The sequence below is a fragment of the Arthrobacter sp. JZ12 genome, assembly GCF_035189165.1.
In the GTDB taxonomy this organism is placed as follows: domain Bacteria; phylum Actinomycetota; class Actinomycetes; order Actinomycetales; family Micrococcaceae; genus Arthrobacter_D.
Window position 1 is genome coordinate 1,496,725 of the sequence record NZ_CP045246.1, and the last position, 15,543, is coordinate 1,512,267.

At 65.4% G+C, this 15,543-nt stretch carries 15 protein-coding genes; 6 read left to right on the forward strand and 9 right to left on the reverse strand.

Going from position 1 to position 15,543, the window contains the following annotated elements; genetic code table 11:
- Window positions 1-45: 45 nt before the first annotated feature.
- From GC088_RS06905 to GC088_RS06920, 4 genes are read right to left on the reverse strand one after another with little or no spacing between them, the layout of a single operon-like run.
- Complete coding sequence (locus GC088_RS06905; RefSeq protein WP_323961633.1) at window positions 46-813, reverse strand: Rv2133c family protein; 768 nt, start codon at window positions 811-813, stop codon at window positions 46-48.
- On the reverse strand, window positions 813-1,364 hold the full coding sequence (locus GC088_RS06910) for an Rv2134c family protein (protein ID WP_323961634.1): 552 nt from the start codon (window positions 1,362-1,364) through the stop codon (window positions 813-815). The genes GC088_RS06905 and GC088_RS06910 overlap by 1 nt, the downstream gene beginning before the upstream one ends.
- 15 nt (window positions 1,365-1,379) lie before the next feature.
- Complete coding sequence (locus GC088_RS06915; protein WP_323961635.1) at window positions 1,380-2,093, reverse strand: Rv2135c family putative phosphatase; 714 nt, start codon at window positions 2,091-2,093, stop codon at window positions 1,380-1,382.
- A gap of 33 nt (window positions 2,094-2,126) precedes the next feature.
- The gene (locus tag GC088_RS06920; protein WP_323961636.1) at window positions 2,127-2,927 is read right to left on the reverse strand and encodes a DNA-formamidopyrimidine glycosylase family protein; all 801 of its coding nucleotides are present in this window, start codon (window positions 2,925-2,927) and stop codon (window positions 2,127-2,129) included.
- Between the two features lie 121 nt (window positions 2,928-3,048).
- Here GC088_RS06920 and GC088_RS06925 point away from each other — a divergent pair, with 121 nt between their 5' ends.
- Window positions 3,049-3,222, forward strand: a complete 174-nt coding sequence (locus GC088_RS06925; RefSeq protein ID WP_323961638.1) for a hypothetical protein — start codon at window positions 3,049-3,051, stop codon at window positions 3,220-3,222.
- A gap of 135 nt (window positions 3,223-3,357) precedes the next feature.
- Here GC088_RS06925 and GC088_RS06930 read toward each other — a convergent pair whose 3' ends face one another.
- Together GC088_RS06930 and GC088_RS06935 are read right to left on the reverse strand one after the other, a co-directional pair.
- Complete coding sequence (locus tag GC088_RS06930) at window positions 3,358-3,849, reverse strand: DUF805 domain-containing protein (protein WP_323961639.1); 492 nt, start codon at window positions 3,847-3,849, stop codon at window positions 3,358-3,360.
- 472 nt (window positions 3,850-4,321) lie between these two features.
- Entirely contained in the window at window positions 4,322-4,522 is a 201-nt protein-coding gene (locus tag GC088_RS06935; RefSeq protein ID WP_323961640.1) for a hypothetical protein, read from the reverse strand.
- A 167-nt stretch (window positions 4,523-4,689) separates the two neighbouring features.
- Between GC088_RS06935 and GC088_RS06940 the strand changes: the two genes are divergently transcribed.
- Entirely contained in the window at window positions 4,690-6,150 is a 1,461-nt protein-coding gene (locus GC088_RS06940; protein WP_323961641.1) for a protein adenylyltransferase SelO, read from the forward strand.
- A 27-nt stretch (window positions 6,151-6,177) separates the two neighbouring features.
- Here the strand turns inward: GC088_RS06940 and GC088_RS06945 are convergent, their stop codons facing one another.
- Window positions 6,178-7,083 carry a KPN_02809 family neutral zinc metallopeptidase gene (locus tag GC088_RS06945; RefSeq protein ID WP_323961642.1) on the reverse strand — a complete coding sequence of 302 codons (906 nt, stop codon included), beginning with the start codon at window positions 7,081-7,083 and terminating at the stop codon, window positions 6,178-6,180.
- Window positions 7,084-7,150: 67 nt separating this feature from the next.
- On the opposite strand from GC088_RS06945, the gene GC088_RS06950 reads away from it, so the two are divergent.
- The 4 genes from GC088_RS06950 (at window position 7,151) to GC088_RS06965 (ending at window position 10,034) form a co-directional block, all read left to right on the forward strand.
- Window positions 7,151-7,930, forward strand: coding sequence for a thioesterase family protein (locus GC088_RS06950; protein ID WP_323961643.1), 780 nt, complete (start codon window positions 7,151-7,153; stop codon window positions 7,928-7,930).
- Window positions 7,931-8,018: 88 nt separating this feature from the next.
- On the forward strand, window positions 8,019-8,303 hold the full coding sequence (locus GC088_RS06955) for a DUF427 domain-containing protein (RefSeq protein WP_323961645.1): 285 nt from the start codon (window positions 8,019-8,021) through the stop codon (window positions 8,301-8,303).
- A 56-nt stretch (window positions 8,304-8,359) separates the two neighbouring features.
- The gene (locus tag GC088_RS06960; protein WP_323961647.1) at window positions 8,360-9,388 is read left to right on the forward strand and encodes an aldo/keto reductase; all 1,029 of its coding nucleotides are present in this window, start codon (window positions 8,360-8,362) and stop codon (window positions 9,386-9,388) included.
- Between the two features lie 4 nt (window positions 9,389-9,392).
- Window positions 9,393-10,034, forward strand: coding sequence for a 4'-phosphopantetheinyl transferase family protein (locus GC088_RS06965; protein WP_323961648.1), 642 nt, complete (start codon window positions 9,393-9,395; stop codon window positions 10,032-10,034).
- A gap of 55 nt (window positions 10,035-10,089) precedes the next feature.
- Here GC088_RS06965 and GC088_RS06970 read toward each other — a convergent pair whose 3' ends face one another.
- Window positions 10,090-11,451 carry a M1 family metallopeptidase gene (locus tag GC088_RS06970; RefSeq protein WP_323961650.1) on the reverse strand — a complete coding sequence of 454 codons (1,362 nt, stop codon included), beginning with the start codon at window positions 11,449-11,451 and terminating at the stop codon, window positions 10,090-10,092.
- Window positions 11,451-15,368: a Pls/PosA family non-ribosomal peptide synthetase gene (locus GC088_RS06975; protein WP_323961651.1), complete on the reverse strand. Its 3,918-nt coding sequence runs from the start codon at window positions 15,366-15,368 to the stop codon at window positions 11,451-11,453. The genes GC088_RS06970 and GC088_RS06975 overlap by 1 nt, the downstream gene beginning before the upstream one ends.
- Between the last annotated feature and the right edge of the window lie 175 nt (window positions 15,369-15,543).

Consider the following 15,543-nt stretch of genomic DNA (forward strand, 5'->3'; position numbering starts at 1 on the left):
GTAACAAGCGTCCACTCAGATAGGAAGCCTGCTGATTATTTCGTATTAGAACAGAGGCCATGGAACCGCCGGCATATCGCCGCTGGGACCCGGGAAGCGCCCCTTCGCGCGCAACCGGTCACAACGAGCGGCGAGCGCAGCTATTTCTTCAGCGGTAAGCAGGTCCGCTAGGTCTCGGCCCAGCTCACCGCGCAGAGCCTCGCTCACCCGGTCGACGCCGTCGAGTTCCTCGTCGCTGAGCCGTTCCCCAAGCCAGCCCCACAGCACCGTGCGCAGCTTGTGCTCGCTGTGGAAGGTGAGCCCATGATCCACGCCGTACCGGTGTCCGTCGGGCATCGGAAGGATGTGATCACCTTTCCGGTCGGCGTTGTTGGCAATCACATCGAACACCGCCATGCGGCGAAGTGCGGGGGAGTCCTCGTGAATGAGGGCAACCATTCGGCCTGATTCATCCTGACCTTCGAGAACCTGCTTCCAGCCGGTCTTCGGTACGTTGTCGGTTGGAACCAGGTCCAGGGCATTCTGGGCGGCATCTGCCTCCTGCCACAGCTGCACCATTCCTTCCCCCAGCGGGCCATCCCGCAGCCAGGTGCGGGGTGCGATGTTCCAACCGAAGGCCTCGGAGACCAGGTAGGCGGCCGCCTCGCGGTAGGCGAGCGCACCGTCGGGAAAGTCCCACAGCGGTCGTTCGCCTGCGATCGGTTTGTACACCACCATCGCGCCGTCGATGCTGCCTACGAACGTGGCGTTCGACGCCGTCGTAATGCGGCCGATGAGAGTCAGCTCGGCAGCCACGAGGTCGGGTGCCGACATCAGGACTCGGAGATTGCGCAGATGTGTCCGTCGGCGTCGATAGGCTCACCGCAGAGCGGGCAGATGGGGCGCCCGGCAGCTACCACTTCCCGGGTGCGCTTGGCGAAGGCACGGGCGGTGCCGACCGGCATGCGCACCCGCAGTACCTCGGACACATCGGCCTCGTCGAGAACCACCTCACCTTCGGCGTCCTCCTCCAAATCGGTGAGCGGATAGGCCTCGAGGACAATCTGCGCCGTCGTTGGATCCCACCCCAAACTCATGATCCCTGCCCGGAACTGTTCCTGAACCGGCTCAAGCTGGTCATCGTCGATGAGTTCGGGGGGAGTGCTCGTGGGGACGCTGAACGGGTTCCCGTCAACGGTGAGAAGCTGGTCGAGCACCTCGTCGATCTTGTCGGCGAGCTGCGCAGACTGCAGCTTCTCAAGGGCGATGCTCACGATCTGCTTACCCGTGCGCACCTGCAGGTAGAACGTGCGGGCTCCCGGGACGCCGATGGTGCCGATGACCACACGGTCAGGCCACGCGAAGTCGTGAACGGTAGGAGGCATGCGACTATCTTAGGCTCACCGGCTGGGTGGTGGCGCGTGTCCCGCGCCACCACCCACGGGCGCATCCTCGGAGCCGGCGCTGTTGGAGAGCCAGGACAGGTCCCCGGCCTCGGTGTTGGTCGCGAAAACCGTCGGACGGCTGGCGCCATACCTCACAATCGACACGGACGCGGGGCCCACATTGATGCGCTGGAACAGGTCAAGGTGCATCCCGAGCGCGTCGGCGAGTACCGACTTGATGATGTCGCCATGACTCACCGCCACCCACACCGCTTCCGGGCCATGCTGAGCCTCGAAGCCGGCATCACGGCGTCGTATCGCCGCCACGGACCGGGCTTGCATGGCAGCCATCGATTCACCGCCGGGAAAGGTGACGGCAGAGGGCTGACACTGGACAATCGGCCACAGCTTCTCGGTTGCGAGGTCCTCAAGCGTCCGGCCCTGCCACTGGCCGTAATCGCATTCCGTCAGATCCGGATCAAATTCAATCCCGTCCTGACCCTGCGGGGCGCCCGTCTGCCTCTCAACGATGAAGTGGGCGGTCTGCCGGCAGCGCTCAAGCGGACTGGACACCACGCCGACAACGGGCACGGCCGCTAGCCGCTCAGCGGTTACGGCAGACTGGTCACGCCCAATCTGGTCGAGCTCGATGCCGTCGGCACGACCTGCCAGCAGCCCGGACGCATTCGCAGTGGTGCGCCCATGTCGCACGAGAAGAACGGTTGCCATCTGCCCAGCGTAACCACCGGTCTACCGGCGCATTCAATTCCGTTCCGGCTGGCAGTGCGGACACCACCACGTACGACGACGGCCCGGATCGCCCGGCACCTCGGCGCGGACGACGATGGTGGTGCGGCACCGCAGGCATGGCTTTCCTGCCCGGCCGGCTACCCAGTGCTGCTCACCTTTACGCCTGTTGCCGGTGGTGACCTGAAGCGCCCCGGGCTGGGTGGCCGAAAAGCGAAGGCAGCGTGCTCCGAGGCTCACCAGTGCCTGAACGTCCACATCGCCGATGAGAGTGTCAGGGTGGATTCCACGCAGGAAGCACAGCTCGTTGGCCCAGAGATTGCCGAGGCCCGCGATATTGCGCTGCTCAAGGAGCGCAGCCGGGACGCGCTGAAGCGGGTCGCTCAGCAGCCGCCGGACGGCTTCGTCCGCTGACCAGTCCTCCCTCAACGGATCGGGGCCAAGGTGACCGACGACGTCGGCCTCGGCCCTGGTGGGAAGGAGGTCGACGACCGGCAGGTTCAAGCCGTACACGGTGGGTCCACCTCCAACCTCAAGGAGTACCCGGACCTCCGGCAATAGTGTGCGGGGTAGTCGGCGCCCAGCGGCAGTAATCGTCCAGGAGCCCTGCATCTTCAGGTGCGTGTGCAGAGTGAGGCCGGCGTCCAACCGGGTGAGAAGGTGCTTGCCGTGCGTCTGATGCTCGAGGATCCGCATGCCGTCGAGGGTTTCGGTGGCGTGTGCGGGAACGCGGAGGTCCCCGCGGCTGAGCATCTGCCCGTCGAGTGCCTTCCGCAGCCGCACGGCGAGCCGAAACACGGTATCACCTTCGGGCATCGCATGTACCTGTTCTCGTCGGAAATGAGGCCTTACTGCAAGGTAACTTCAAGGTCCCGACAAGTATGTCTCATGAATGGGCGAACCGCCTTGACCCCGAATTCGCCTGCCCAATGCTGGGATGACAGCAGCACAGCCGATGGAGGGAACGGATATGGGAAACATCCGGTGCAAGACCTGCAGGCAGACGTGGTCGGTCTCGTCCGAAAAGACCGAGACGGTCATCGCGGAGAACCACGCCTACCTCAATCCCGGTCATCGGACCATCACGGTCTGGGAAGCTCAAGCCGCCTAAGGGTCTCAACGGCGGTGTTCCCGTAGAGGTCGTTCAAGTCCTGCATGGCATCGGCTGTGCCGGCGGACGCAAAAGAACCCCGGAAGGAAGTTCCTTCCGGGGTTCTTTCATGATTGAGATCAGCCGCGAAGAAGATCAGTATCCGACCGGCTGGCCCTCAGGGCGGTCGTAGCGCTGTCCGGCCGGGTTGGACGGCAGGATCATCATCACGATCAGTGCAATGGCGCCCAGGAACGGTACCAACACCACCAGGAGGAACCAGCCACTGAGGTTGACGTCGTGAAGCCGACGGACCACAAGTGCCAGGGACGGGACGATCGTTGCAGCGAACCAGAGGAATCCGAGGATGATCCCGAACATGCTGCCGGCACCGCCGGTTCCGGTTGTAAGGTCAGTGGTTGCTGCGGCGCCTGCGCCCGAGATGATGTTGATGACGAAGCTCACCAGTACGGAGACAAGCGCCCACCACCAGTACTCGCTGCGGCTGGCGCGGCCGTGGAAGGTTGCGTACTTCTTGAAGAAACGCTGTATAGCGACCTTGAACGGTGCGCCGTAGTAGGGTGCCCAGAGCGGCGGTTCGGACGCGGCGCCGGGTACGCCGGGCGCCTGGTACTGCGGATGAGTCATGATTCCCCCGAGGTTGGGTAGGAGCGGATGGACGCGCTCATGCTACGGCAGTCAGGTGAAGTACAGACTTCATCTGGCCGATGTGTCGGAAACGAGCCTTCTCCCTGCTGGATTACACCAAAATCAAGGGCACTTCTGGTTTATCTCAAGAGTGGATGAAAGCCATTGACCGCGCCTGATGGTCGGCGGATCCTGAAGTTACCTGCTGATGGGAGCGGGGCAGAACAAGGGGCGAATCATGGGGCAGATGCGGTGCAGGACGTGCGGGGGCACGTGGTCGGTTTCAACAAAGAGTGCGGAAGCAGTCATTTCGGATAATCACGCCTATCTCAATCCCGGCCACCGCGTAGCAACGGTCTGGTCGGAACGCCGGGAAGAAGCCGCAGCACATGCGGGAACCGGCAAGGACTCCCGCAAGGGCCTCGTTGCTAACCGCTGAGGGTCTAACCGCTAATCCGGGCGGCTAGGGGCACTATCCCGGGAACGGCATGAACGGTACGTCGGGCTTGCCGTCCCCGTCCTTGTCCCCGTAGGCCCGCATTGCCAGTTCATTGGCTTTCTTTTCGTCGCCCTGGACGTGCACGTAGCCCTCTCGGAAGTCCTTCTGGCTGGCAGACGCCGCAGCTGCCTGCTTGCGTTCGAAGGTGGCGCCCTTGCGTCGGAAGATGGACATGTCCGGCTCCTTTTTCCACTCCTGGCCAAGGCGACAACCGGCCGCGGAGCCGGTCGCCGCGATACTTCAAAAATACGCCCGCCACTTTCGGAAAGCGATATTTTTTCCGCCGGGACAAAGCAGCAGATTGAGGAATAACGACGGCGACACTTCCGTTGTATCCAGCAATGACTGCTGTACTCACACTGCCGATCACCCTGGAATCCACCTTCGCTGCCAATCTGCCGGATATGGCCGTCGCCTGGCATGCGGGGAAGGTGTCCGATCCGACTCTCATCATCCTCAACGAGAAGCTGGCCGTTGACCTCGGACTGGACCCCGCGTTCCTGCGCACGTCCGGGGGCATAGGACTTCTGACGGGTAACGGCCTGCCGGAAAACGCCAACCCGGTTGCACAGGCGTACGCCGGTCACCAGTTCGGTAATTTCACCCGCCTGGGTGACGGCCGCGCTCTGCTGCTCGGTGAGATCGTTGATCCCTCCGGCCAACGTCGCGACCTCCACCTCAAGGGATCAGGCCGTACTCCGTTTGCCCGCGGCGGCGACGGCCTCGCAGCAGTCGGACCCATGCTGCGCGAATACATAGTCAGCGAGGCCATGCACGCTCTCGGCATTCCCACCACGCGCTCGCTCGCCGTCGTCGGCACCGGCGGGATGGTGCGCCGTGAGGAGATGCTGCCCGGCGCCGTGCTTGCGCGGGTAGCCTCGAGCCACCTGCGCGTGGGGAGTTTCCAGTACGCGCGCGCCACCGGAGACGCCGATCTCCTACGGCGGCTCGCCGACCACGCCATCAACCGGCACTACCCGGAGGCTACTCGGAGCCCCAACCGGTACCTGGATCTGCTGGACCGCGTTATCGCAGCACAGGCATCACTGGTTGCCGGCTGGATGCTGGTGGGCTTCGTCCACGGTGTGATGAACACCGACAACATGACCATCTCAGGGGAAACGATCGACTACGGCCCCTGCGCCTTCATGGATACGTTCGATCCGGCCACTGTCTACAGCTCGATTGATGCCATGGGCCGCTACTCCTACGGCAACCAGCCCGTCATCGCGCAATGGAACCTTGCCCGCTTCGCCGAGACGCTTCTGCCGCTACTCGCCGAAGACCTGGATGAGGCGGTTGCGCTCGCCGAGAACTCGCTGGGCAGGTTCCCTGCCCTCTACAGCGGCGCATGGCTGGCGGGAATGCGCGCCAAGCTCGGTCTCACGGACGACGTCGACGACGACGCGGTCACAGCGCTCGCCGACACCCTGCTCACCCTGCTTCAGGAGCAGCAGGTCGACTACACGTCCCTCTTCCGGAGTCTCGGCGCAGCTGCCCGTGGGGACGCCGAGACAGCTCGTGCGTTCTTCGGCGAGCCGGACCGCTTTGATGCCTGGCTCGCGAAGTGGCTCGCCCATAGCCCGGATGCAGACGCCATGGACGGCGTGAACCCTGTCTACATTCCGCGCAACCACCTCGTCGAGGAGGCTCTCGCCAGTGCGGTGGAGGGCGACGTCGGCCCGATGGAGAGGCTGCTGGCGGCGGTCAGCGATCCCTTTACCGAGCGTCCCGGTTTGGAACGCTATGCCGTAGCTGCGCCGCCAACCTTCGGATGCTACCGCACGTTCTGCGGCACCTAAGCTAGTACAGGCCGGGAAGCGCGGGACCTAGGGGTTGTCGAGGTCCCGTGCTGCGAAAGTATCGCACGCTTCAATGTCGCCGGTTTCGAGACCCCGGAGGAACCAGGTTTGACGCTGTTCGCTGGAGCCGTGGGTCCAGACCTCGGGGTTGACCTGCCCCGTGGTTGATTCCTGGATGCGGTCATCTCCTACGGCCGACGCCGCCGACAGAGCGTCCTGTAGGTCCGTCCGGGTGAACTCGCGCAGGAAGGGCACACCCGATTCAGGATCGGGGACGCTCGTCGCGTGCGCCGCCCACATGCCTGCGTAGCAGTCTGCCTGCAGTTCGACACGGACAGCGCCGGATTCCTCGCCCCGCGGGTCCTGCTGTGAAGCACCCAGCGTGCCCGTCAGGTTCTGGACGTGATGCCCGAACTCGTGGGCGATCACGTACTCCTGGGCGAGCGGACCTCCGGAAGCCCCGAATCGTGCCACCAGATCGTCGAAGAACGCGGTGTCGTAGTAGGTTTGCTCATCCGCCGGGCAGTAGAACGGCCCGACTGCGCTGGTCGCCGCCCCGCAACCGGTGTTCGTCTGACCGCTGAACAGGACAACGCCCGGCTGTGTGTACTGCACGCCGTAGGGCTCAAGGTACGGCCCCCAAAAGCTGTCCAGGCTTTCCGCCGTCCCCAGGATGCGGCAGTCGAGCCGCTCATTGGCGTCCTCGCCTGTCCTGCAGGATTCGATGGCAGGGTCTTCGTTCGCGCCGATTCCGGGAGCGCTGCCACCACTGCCGTCCAGCCCCAACTGGTCAACGACGCCCGGCCCGAAGAACAGTGACAGCAGGAGAATGAGCCCGCCGCCGAGGCCGCCACCGATGGCTACACCCCGACCGCGGCCCCGACGGTCGCTCACACGGGACGGGTCAAACTGTGCGTTGTCATTGAAGCTCATGTCAGCACTCTAGACCTACTAAGCCTGCTTGGTAATTTCACACCGCTGGACGATGCACAATACGTGCATGGCAGATTCCTACTACCGCAACCTTGGCGGCGGCCGTTTCGAGGCCACGATTCACGCCCAGGGAGCCTGGAACACGCACGAACAGCACATGGCGCCGGCGTCCGGCCTGATAGCCCACTGCCTCGAACTGTTCCAGCCTCGGAAGGACCTCCGGATCGCCCGAATCTCGTACGAGATCCTCGGACTCATCCCGCTCGACACGATCGAGGTCACGGCGCAAATGGTCCGTCCCGGTCGCACCATCGAGCTGCTCGAGGCGGAGATGAACCACGGCGGCAGGACTGCGATTCGTGCCCGCGCATGGAGGTTGGCAACCAGCGACACTGCCTCGGTCGCGGCAGTGGAAGAGGAAACGATGCCCGGACCGGACGATGCAGAAGCATACGATGCCGCCGCGGAGTGGCCTGGCGGGTACATCCAGTCCATTGAGGTACGCAATCTTCCGGAGCGCCGCCCCGGCAGGGCGCGCGTCTGGCTGCGTACCGGACACGCGCTGGTGGAGGGGGAGCCGTCGTCGGACATGGCGCGCCTCACCGGGCTGATCGACACGGCCAACGGAGTTGCAACGCGCGTCCGTCCGGGGAAGGGGAGTTGGGCCTTCCCGAATGTGGACCTGCAGGTCCACATTCACCGCCAACCTTCCGGCAGGTGGCTTGGCCTGGACACCCGGGTCACGTTCGGGACCGACGGGGTAGGCCTTACTTCCGCCGTACTCCACGACCTCGACGGGCCCTTCGGCCGCAGCGAACAGATCCTGACCCTCCGGAAGCTTCCCTGAGGGAATCGGGCAGGCGGCGCCGTCGTTGTCCCTGTATCGCGCTTCCAGCGCAACCAGCGCGAAGCCGTGCACAGAATCGAGGAAGATCATGCCCAAGGCAGTCTGGAACAATCAGGTGATCGCGGAGTCCGATTCGACCGAGATGGTCGAGGGGAATCACTACTTCCCGAAGGAAAGCGTGAAGGAGCAGTTCCTCCGTCCCAGCGACACCCACAGCACCTGCCCTTGGAAAGGCGAGGCAAGCTACTACACCCTGGAGGTGAACGGCGAGACCAACCCGGACGCCGCCTGGTACTACCCGGCGCCCAAGGATGCAGCAGCCAACATCAAGGACCACGTAGCGTTCTGGCGTGGAGTGACGGTAAGCGAGTAGGCATACCGACGAGGAACAGGCCAAGCAGGAACAACCAAGCACAAGTCAGGAGCGGCATGCAGTACAGGAAACTCGGCAGCAGCGGAACCTCCGTGTCCACCTACGCGCTGGGCACCATGACCTTCGGCGCGGAAGCCGATGAGGCAACGTCCCACGGCATCCTCGACGATTACGCGGACGCCGGCGGCAACTTCATCGACACCGCCGATGTCTATACGGCCGGGGCGTCCGAGGAGATCATCGGACGGTGGCTGACCAAAAGCGCCGCGGCGGGGGAGATGATTCTCGCCACCAAGGGTCGCTTCCCGATGGGCAAGGACGTCAACGACCTCGGGCTCTCCCGCAGGCACCTGCGGCTGGCCCTGGACGCTTCGCTCAAGCGGCTGGGCGTGGACCACATCGACCTCTACCAGATGCATTCCTGGGATCCGCTCACTCCATTGGAGGAGACGCTGGGTTTCCTGCACGACGCTGTGGCCGCCGGCAAGATCAGCTACTACGGCTTTTCGAACTACACCGGATGGCAACTGACGAAGGCTGTGGGGATTGCCCGTGCGCGCGGATGGGACCTGCCGGTCACCCTGCAGCCCCAGTACAGCCTCCTGGTCCGGGGGATCGAAGCGGAGATCGTGCCCGCTGCGCTCGACGCCGGGATGGGGCTCCTGCCCTGGTCACCGCTGGGCGGCGGCTGGCTTACCGGCAAGTACCTTCGGGATACCGCCCCGCAGGGGGCCACCAGGCTGGGCGAGAACCCTGAACGCGGCATGGAGGCGTGGAAGAAGCGCAATGCGCAGGAGCGCACGTGGGCGATTATCGACGTCGTGCTTGAGATCGCCAACGCCCGGGACGTCAGCGCCTCACAGGTGGCGCTCGCCTGGGTAGAACAGCAGCCTGCGGTTACCTCCGTCATCCTCGGCGCGCGCACCACGGAACAGCTGGCCGACAACCTTGCGGCGGCAACTCTGCAGCTGTCGCCCGAGGACGTCCAGCGTCTGTCCGAAGTAAGCGCTCCCGATTTCGCGGACTACCCCTACGGCGGGCCGGGCATTGAGCAGCGCAGCCGGCGGATCGACGGCGGCCGCTGACCCTATGGAGATTCATGCCGTCCGGCTTGACGGACATCCTGTCGAAGAGCTGGACGACGGCGAACGCGTTCGCGGCGGGATGCTGGTGGACCCTGCAGTACGGCATCGGTTCTTGGCAGGCCGCTCCTGGTTGCGCGGGCTTGTGAGCCGCGCGTCGGGGGAACCCGCCGGGAGGCTGGTCTCGCGCTCAGTCTGCCCTGCATGCGCCGAGGATAACCATGGAAGGCCCGGATTCTTCGTCGGCAGTAAGGAGGTTCCGGTCTCCGTGAGCCTTAGCCGCAGCGGCGGATGGGCTGTCGCCGTACTTGACAGGTCCGGCGCCCAGCAATCCCTGGGGATTGATCTTGAACAGATTGACCGCTTTGAGGGCAACGGGCTGGACCTGGACATCTTCACGCCGGCCGAACGCGCTGCCGTCCGCGCCGCGGATGAGGACCGGCGGCCGGACGTGCGCGCAGTCCTTTGGTCCCGGAAGGAGGCCGTCCTCAAGGCGGCCGGCACCGGACTCCTCATTGAACCCGGAGAGGTCGATGTACTCGCCGATACGGTGACGGTGGAATCCTGCAGCTACTCGGTTTCCAATCTGGACCCCGAAGAACTGGGGCTGCCGCAGGGTTTCGTCGTCGCGCTCGCCCGAGGTCGGTAGCGGGCTCGATCAGGAGTGTTCGATCAAGGCGATGCTCCATCAGGGAGGTGCTCCATCAAGGCAAGGCCGGAAGCCGTGCCTGGTACAGCCACGGCTGGAGCAGGGCGGCCGCATCGAACCCGTCCAGGCCTGCGCACACTTCGTCGGCAAGACTGACGAAGTCCACCGTACTCACGTTCGCGTGCCGGAATTGCGAGGTCCAGTACTGCAACGTCCGGAAGAAAAGCTCGTCGCCCACCACCATGCGAAGAGCGTGGAGCGTGCAGGCGCCGCGCTTGTAAACCCGGTCGTCGAACATGTCAGCGGCGCCGGGTGCACCGATCGCGAGGTCCTGCTTTGCTGAGGCGAGCCGCTGCCAGGCCTGCTCGGCGCGGGCTGCGGCAGTAAGGGATCCGGACTCTTCCGACCAGATCCACTCGGCGTAGCAGGCGAATCCCTCATGCAGCCAGATGTCCTGCCAGGAGGAGGCAGTCACGGAGTTGCCGAACCACTGATGCGCCAGTTCATGGGCAACAAGGCGTTGCGCTTCCCACTCAGCACTGAGGTGGTTGCGGCCGAACACCGATAGGGTTTGGGCTTCGAGCGGAATCTCGAGTACGTCGTCCGCAACCACGACGGTGTAGGTCGAGAAGGGGTAGTGCCCGAATCGGCGCGAGAAGGCGTCGATCATGTCCCCCTGCCGCGCCAGCGCCTTGCGTGCCGCGGGGAGAAGGGCGGAAGGCGCGGCGACGTACTGAGGCACGGTGCCGCCGTCGTCGAGCTGTGCCAGCCCGTAGCGCCCGATCTGCACGGTGGCGAGGTAGGTGGCCATGGGAGCGTCGGTCTCATAGACCCAGGTTTCGCGGCTGGACTTGACGGTGTGGGAGGTCAGTTCGCCGTTGCACACGGCCCGGTACCCGGCGTCCGTCGTCACGCTGATCCTGAAGGCTGCTTTCCTGCGGGGGTGGTCATTGCAGGGGAACCAGGACGGTGCACCCGTCGGCTGTCCTGCAACCAGAACGCCGTCCGTCAGTTCCTCCCAGCCAACATCGCCCCAGGTGCCGGAGATGGGCGCCGGGTTGCCCCCGTACCTGACCTCTAGCGTGAAGTGGCTACCGCCGGCCAGCGGTTCGGCGGGGGTCACGGTGAGGCGCCCGTTGGCTGTTCCCACCTTGCGCACCCGCTCGCCGTTCAGTACGGCGCGGGCAACGCGCAGTCCGTCAAGGTTGAGCACCAGCGTGCGCAGCTTGTCCGACGGTGCCCCGCTCACCTCGCCGGTGAGAACTGCCCGACCCTCCAGCCGGTTACTGGCCACCCTGTACTCGAGCTCGATGTCGTACGAGCTGACCGAGTAGTCCCAGCTGCCGTGCCGGGGAGCATACGGGTCGACGAGGGCGTTCCCTGCATCTTGGGGAAGACTGTCGGTGGGTTGTGCCATCAGGAAACCAAGACCTTATCTGCTGCCGGATCTGCTTCCGGAGGCTGGGACTGGACGCGCTTCCAGGGGCTCACCGGATTGCCCATCCAGTAGCTGCCGGCCGGAACAGTCTCGCCCCGCATGACAAGCGATGCGGGCCCTACCGTGGAACCTGCGCCGAGCCGGGCAGCGGGAAGGATCACTCCGTGCGGCCCCATGGTCGCGCCGTCCTCCAACGTTACGGTGTCCGTAGCCATGACGCGGTCATGGAACAAGTGAGTCTGGACGACGCACCCCCGATTCACGGTGGAGCTGTCGCCCAGGTGCACCAGATCAGCCTCGGGCAGCCAGTAGCTTTCGCACCAGACCCCGCGGCCGATCTTCGCGCCCAGTGCCCGCAGCCACCACACCAGCGCCGGCGTGCCGCTGGCCGCCCGGGCGAACCACGGTGCCGCCACAGTTTCCACAAACGCGTCCACCACCTCATTCCGCCAGATGAACGAGCTCCACAGTGGATGCTCACCTGAACGGATTCTGCCGATCAGCAGCCACTTGACGACGACGGCGCTGCCCGCCGCCACTGCGCCGGCCAGCATCATCACAGCGCCACCGGCCAGAACCGCCACGCCGTAGCCCCACTGGTGGGCAATCAGGTCGAGCAGGAACAGGACCAGCCCCGCGATAGCGACCGTGAGCACGGTTGCGGCGAAGCGCGTGACTTCCCAGGCACCACGGGCTACGCGGAGGCGGGTCGATGGAGCATAAGTCAGCTCCTCGTCGGCGAGCATTTGCGTCCGGCGTAGGCGGACAGGTGGGGAGCCGAGCCAGGACGTGCCGGCTTTGGCCTTGGCCGGGGTGGCGGACAGGACTGCGACCAGCGAGTTCTTCGGCACCCGGCGGCCTGCGCCCGTCATGCCTGAATTCCCCAGGAAGGCCCGCTTGCCGATCTTGGCCGGCGCGATCTTCATCCACCCGCCGCCGAGCTCGTACGAGGCCACCATCGTGTCGTCAGCCAGGAAGGCGCCGTCACCGATCGTCGTCATTTTCGGCACCAGGAGCACGGTCGAGATTTCGACGTGACGGCCCACCGTTGCGCCCAGCAGGCGGAGCCACACGGGGGTGAAGAGGCTGGCATAGAGCGGGAAGAGCAGGTCCCGGGCCAGATCGAGCACCCGTTCCGTAGCCCAGACCTGCCAACCGATGCGGCTGCGTACAGGGTGCCAGCCCTCGCGCAATCCGAGACCCAGCAGGCGTACGGTCACCAGGACCAACAGCATCAGAGTCAGGAACCAGAGGGCAGCGGCCAGTGGGAGCTGCAGAAGGATCTGCGGGGATACTTCGGAGAAGGTGGTCAGGCCCTCCAGAGCCGGAACCAGCGGCAGGACCGCTACTGCGGCCGCGACAAATGGTATGCCGGCCAGGGCGATGGATCCCGCCGCGTAGGCTACGAAGCCCAGGGGACGTCGTCGAGAGGGCAGGGCAGGCCATTCCTGCCGCGCCTTCCCCACACGCGCCGCTGGCGAGCCGGAGAAGTGCTGGCCCGGCTTCACCTTGCCCGAAACTGCGGAGCCGGGCGCCACGACTGCTCCGGACCCGACTTTCGCGCCCGGCATGAGGGTGCTCCGGGCTCCGACCGTCGCCCCTGTTCCGATGCTGATTCGTCCGATATGGACCAGGTCTCCGTCCACCCACCACCCGGAAAGGTCCACCTCGGGTTCCACCGAACTTCCGCTGCCCAGGTTGAGCATGCCCGTCACGGGCGGAACCGAGTGCAGGTCCACGTCCCGCCCCACGTTCGCCCCCAGCGCACGTGCGTAGTAGGTGATCCATGGGGCGCTGGCGAGGCTGACTGCTGAGGCCATATCGGCGATCTGCTCTGCGAGCCAGAGCCGCAGGTGAACCCGGCCGCCGCGGGGATAGCTCCCCGGTCCCACTCCGCGAAGCAGCAGCTTGGCGGCACAGACAGCGATCACCATCCGGCCACAGGGACTGACAAAGATTGCCCAGCTCACTGCGATCCACCACCAGGAAACCGAAAGCGGGCCGGTGAAGACTCCGAACGCGGCTAGCAGGTTGTTGGCCACCATGAGGTAGGTGAGCCAGCGCATGGCCACCAGGATGTGCAGCGGCACACCCATAACGGTCTGGAAGATCTGGGCCTTGCGCCGCGTGCGGGCGACGGGCCGAGGGGGAGCGTCGCCGTCTCCCGTGTCGGACTGCCGCACGAGGTCGATAAGGGCGCCGACGCGGGGGTGGGCGTAGATGTCAGCCACGGTGATTGTCGGGTTGCGTCGGCGGAGCGCGGACACCAGTTGCGCGGCGGACAGGCTTCCGCCTCCGTGGGCAAAGAAGTCTGCGTCCAGCGAGGTCACGGAGGTGCCCAGGACCGCCGCGAACTGGTCTGCCACCCACTTGCCGGTCTCGTCGAGATCCAGGCTCGCGGCGTCGTCGTCGTTCTGGGCGCCCGGCAGCGGCCAGGGGAGGGCTGCGCGATCCACCTTGCCGCTGGTCTTGGTGGGCAGGGAATGGGTTTCGGTCAGCAGCGGGATGAGCGGAGCTGGAAGCGACGCGGTCAGCTGCTCACGCAGGGCCATGAGATCCAGTGCACCGGCGGCCGGAACAAGGTACCCCACCAGCACCTGCGTGCCGGCAGCAGTGTCCTTGACCGCAGCCGCCGCACCGGAAACACCGGGCAGGGCCTGGAGGGCCGCATCCACTTCGCCGAGCTCGATTCGGCGCCCCCCGAGCTTCACCTGCTCATCAGCCCGGCCCTTGAAAATGAGCCCCTCGAGCTCGAACTGGACAAGGTCACCGCTACGGTAGGCGCGTTCCCAGCCGAGCGTCGGGAAGGGAGCGTACTTCTCGCGGTCCTTGCCGGCGTCCAGGTAGCGCGCAAGCCCAACGCCCCCGATGATCAGCTCGCCAATTCCACCCTCGGCAACCGGGATGCCGTTGGTATCGACCACGGCCAGGTCCCAGCCGTCAAGCGGCAGCCCGATCCGGACTGGGCCGGTGCCGGTCAGCGGCGCAGCGCAGGCGACGACCGTTGCTTCGGTGGGTCCGTACGTGTTCCAGACCTCCCGCTCGCCATCGGCCAGCCGAGCGGCGAGCTCGGGCGGGCAGGCCTCACCACCGAAGATGAGGAGCCTCACCGATTCAAGAGCTTCAACCGGCCACAGCGCGGCGAGCGTGGGCACAGTGGACACGATCGTAACGCCGCGGGTGACAAGCCACGGCCCGAGGTCCATGCCAGTGCGTACCAGTGCCCGGGGAGCCGGTACCAGGCATGCGCCATGCCGCCATGCCAGCCACATCTCCTCGCAGGAGGCATCGAACGCGACCGACAGTCCGGCGAGAACCCTGTCAGTGGGTCCGGCGGGCTCCTTCTGCAGGAAAATCCGGGCTTCAGCATCCACGAAGGCTGCGGCAGAACGGTGGGTGACGGCCACGCCCTTGGGGGTTCCGGTGGAGCCGGACGTAAAGATGATCCACGCGTCGTCGTCGGGAAGGGGCTGACGCGGCGCGGCAAACGGGCCCTTGCGGTCCTTGTGCACCTTGATCCGGCCGTCGGCCAGGATTACGCCGGCCACGCCCGCTTCGCTGAACACCAGCCTGGCCCGCTCGTCCGGGTCGTCGGCGTCCACAGGCACGTACGCTGCGCCGATCATCAGGGTGGCGAGAATCGAGATATACAGATCAGCGGTCCCCGAAGGAATGCGGATGCCGATCCGGTCGCCCGCGCCCAGCCCCTTGGCATGCAGTTTCCGTCCAACCGCCCGCACGGCATCGAGCAGTTCGGTGTACGTCAGTCGGTTGTCGCCGTCGTCCAGTGCGTAAGCGTCCGGGTGGACCTCAGCCGTAGCCGTGAGAATATCGATGAGCGTCCGTGTCGGGGGCGCGGCTGAGAGCCCTGGCAATTGGGGAGCATGGAGTGTCACTGAGGCATTCTCCCATCGAGGGCTGACGCAGCGGCGGACATTACAGCCTGAATCAGGGAACTGTGACCAGCGCGACGCCGTTCGGGTCGAGGCCCTTATCGAAGTATGAACAGTCGGTGGCCCAGCGCTATAACTGAGGGAAAGAACTGCTGAACGCATGGACAGGAGCCCGGTC

Coding starts and splice junctions, on each gene's coding strand:
- GC088_RS06905 (WP_323961633.1), bottom strand. CDS start 813: ATGTCGGCACCCGACCTCGTGGCTGCCGAGCTGACTCTCATCGGCCGC.
- GC088_RS06910 (WP_323961634.1), bottom strand. CDS start 1,364: ATGCCTCCTACCGTTCACGACTTCGCGTGGCCTGACCGTGTGGTCATC.
- GC088_RS06915 (WP_323961635.1), bottom strand. CDS start 2,093: ATGGCAACCGTTCTTCTCGTGCGACATGGGCGCACCACTGCGAATGCG.
- GC088_RS06920 (WP_323961636.1), bottom strand. CDS start 2,927: ATGCCCGAAGGTGATACCGTGTTTCGGCTCGCCGTGCGGCTGCGGAAG.
- GC088_RS06925 (WP_323961638.1), top strand. CDS start 3,049: ATGACAGCAGCACAGCCGATGGAGGGAACGGATATGGGAAACATCCGG.
- GC088_RS06930 (WP_323961639.1), bottom strand. CDS start 3,849: ATGACTCATCCGCAGTACCAGGCGCCCGGCGTACCCGGCGCCGCGTCC.
- GC088_RS06935 (WP_323961640.1), bottom strand. CDS start 4,522: ATGTCCATCTTCCGACGCAAGGGCGCCACCTTCGAACGCAAGCAGGCA.
- GC088_RS06940 (WP_323961641.1), top strand. CDS start 4,690: ATGACTGCTGTACTCACACTGCCGATCACCCTGGAATCCACCTTCGCT.
- GC088_RS06945 (WP_323961642.1), bottom strand. CDS start 7,083: ATGAGCTTCAATGACAACGCACAGTTTGACCCGTCCCGTGTGAGCGAC.
- GC088_RS06950 (WP_323961643.1), top strand. CDS start 7,151: ATGGCAGATTCCTACTACCGCAACCTTGGCGGCGGCCGTTTCGAGGCC.
- GC088_RS06955 (WP_323961645.1), top strand. CDS start 8,019: ATGCCCAAGGCAGTCTGGAACAATCAGGTGATCGCGGAGTCCGATTCG.
- GC088_RS06960 (WP_323961647.1), top strand. CDS start 8,360: ATGCAGTACAGGAAACTCGGCAGCAGCGGAACCTCCGTGTCCACCTAC.
- GC088_RS06965 (WP_323961648.1), top strand. CDS start 9,393: ATGGAGATTCATGCCGTCCGGCTTGACGGACATCCTGTCGAAGAGCTG.
- GC088_RS06970 (WP_323961650.1), bottom strand. CDS start 11,451: ATGGCACAACCCACCGACAGTCTTCCCCAAGATGCAGGGAACGCCCTC.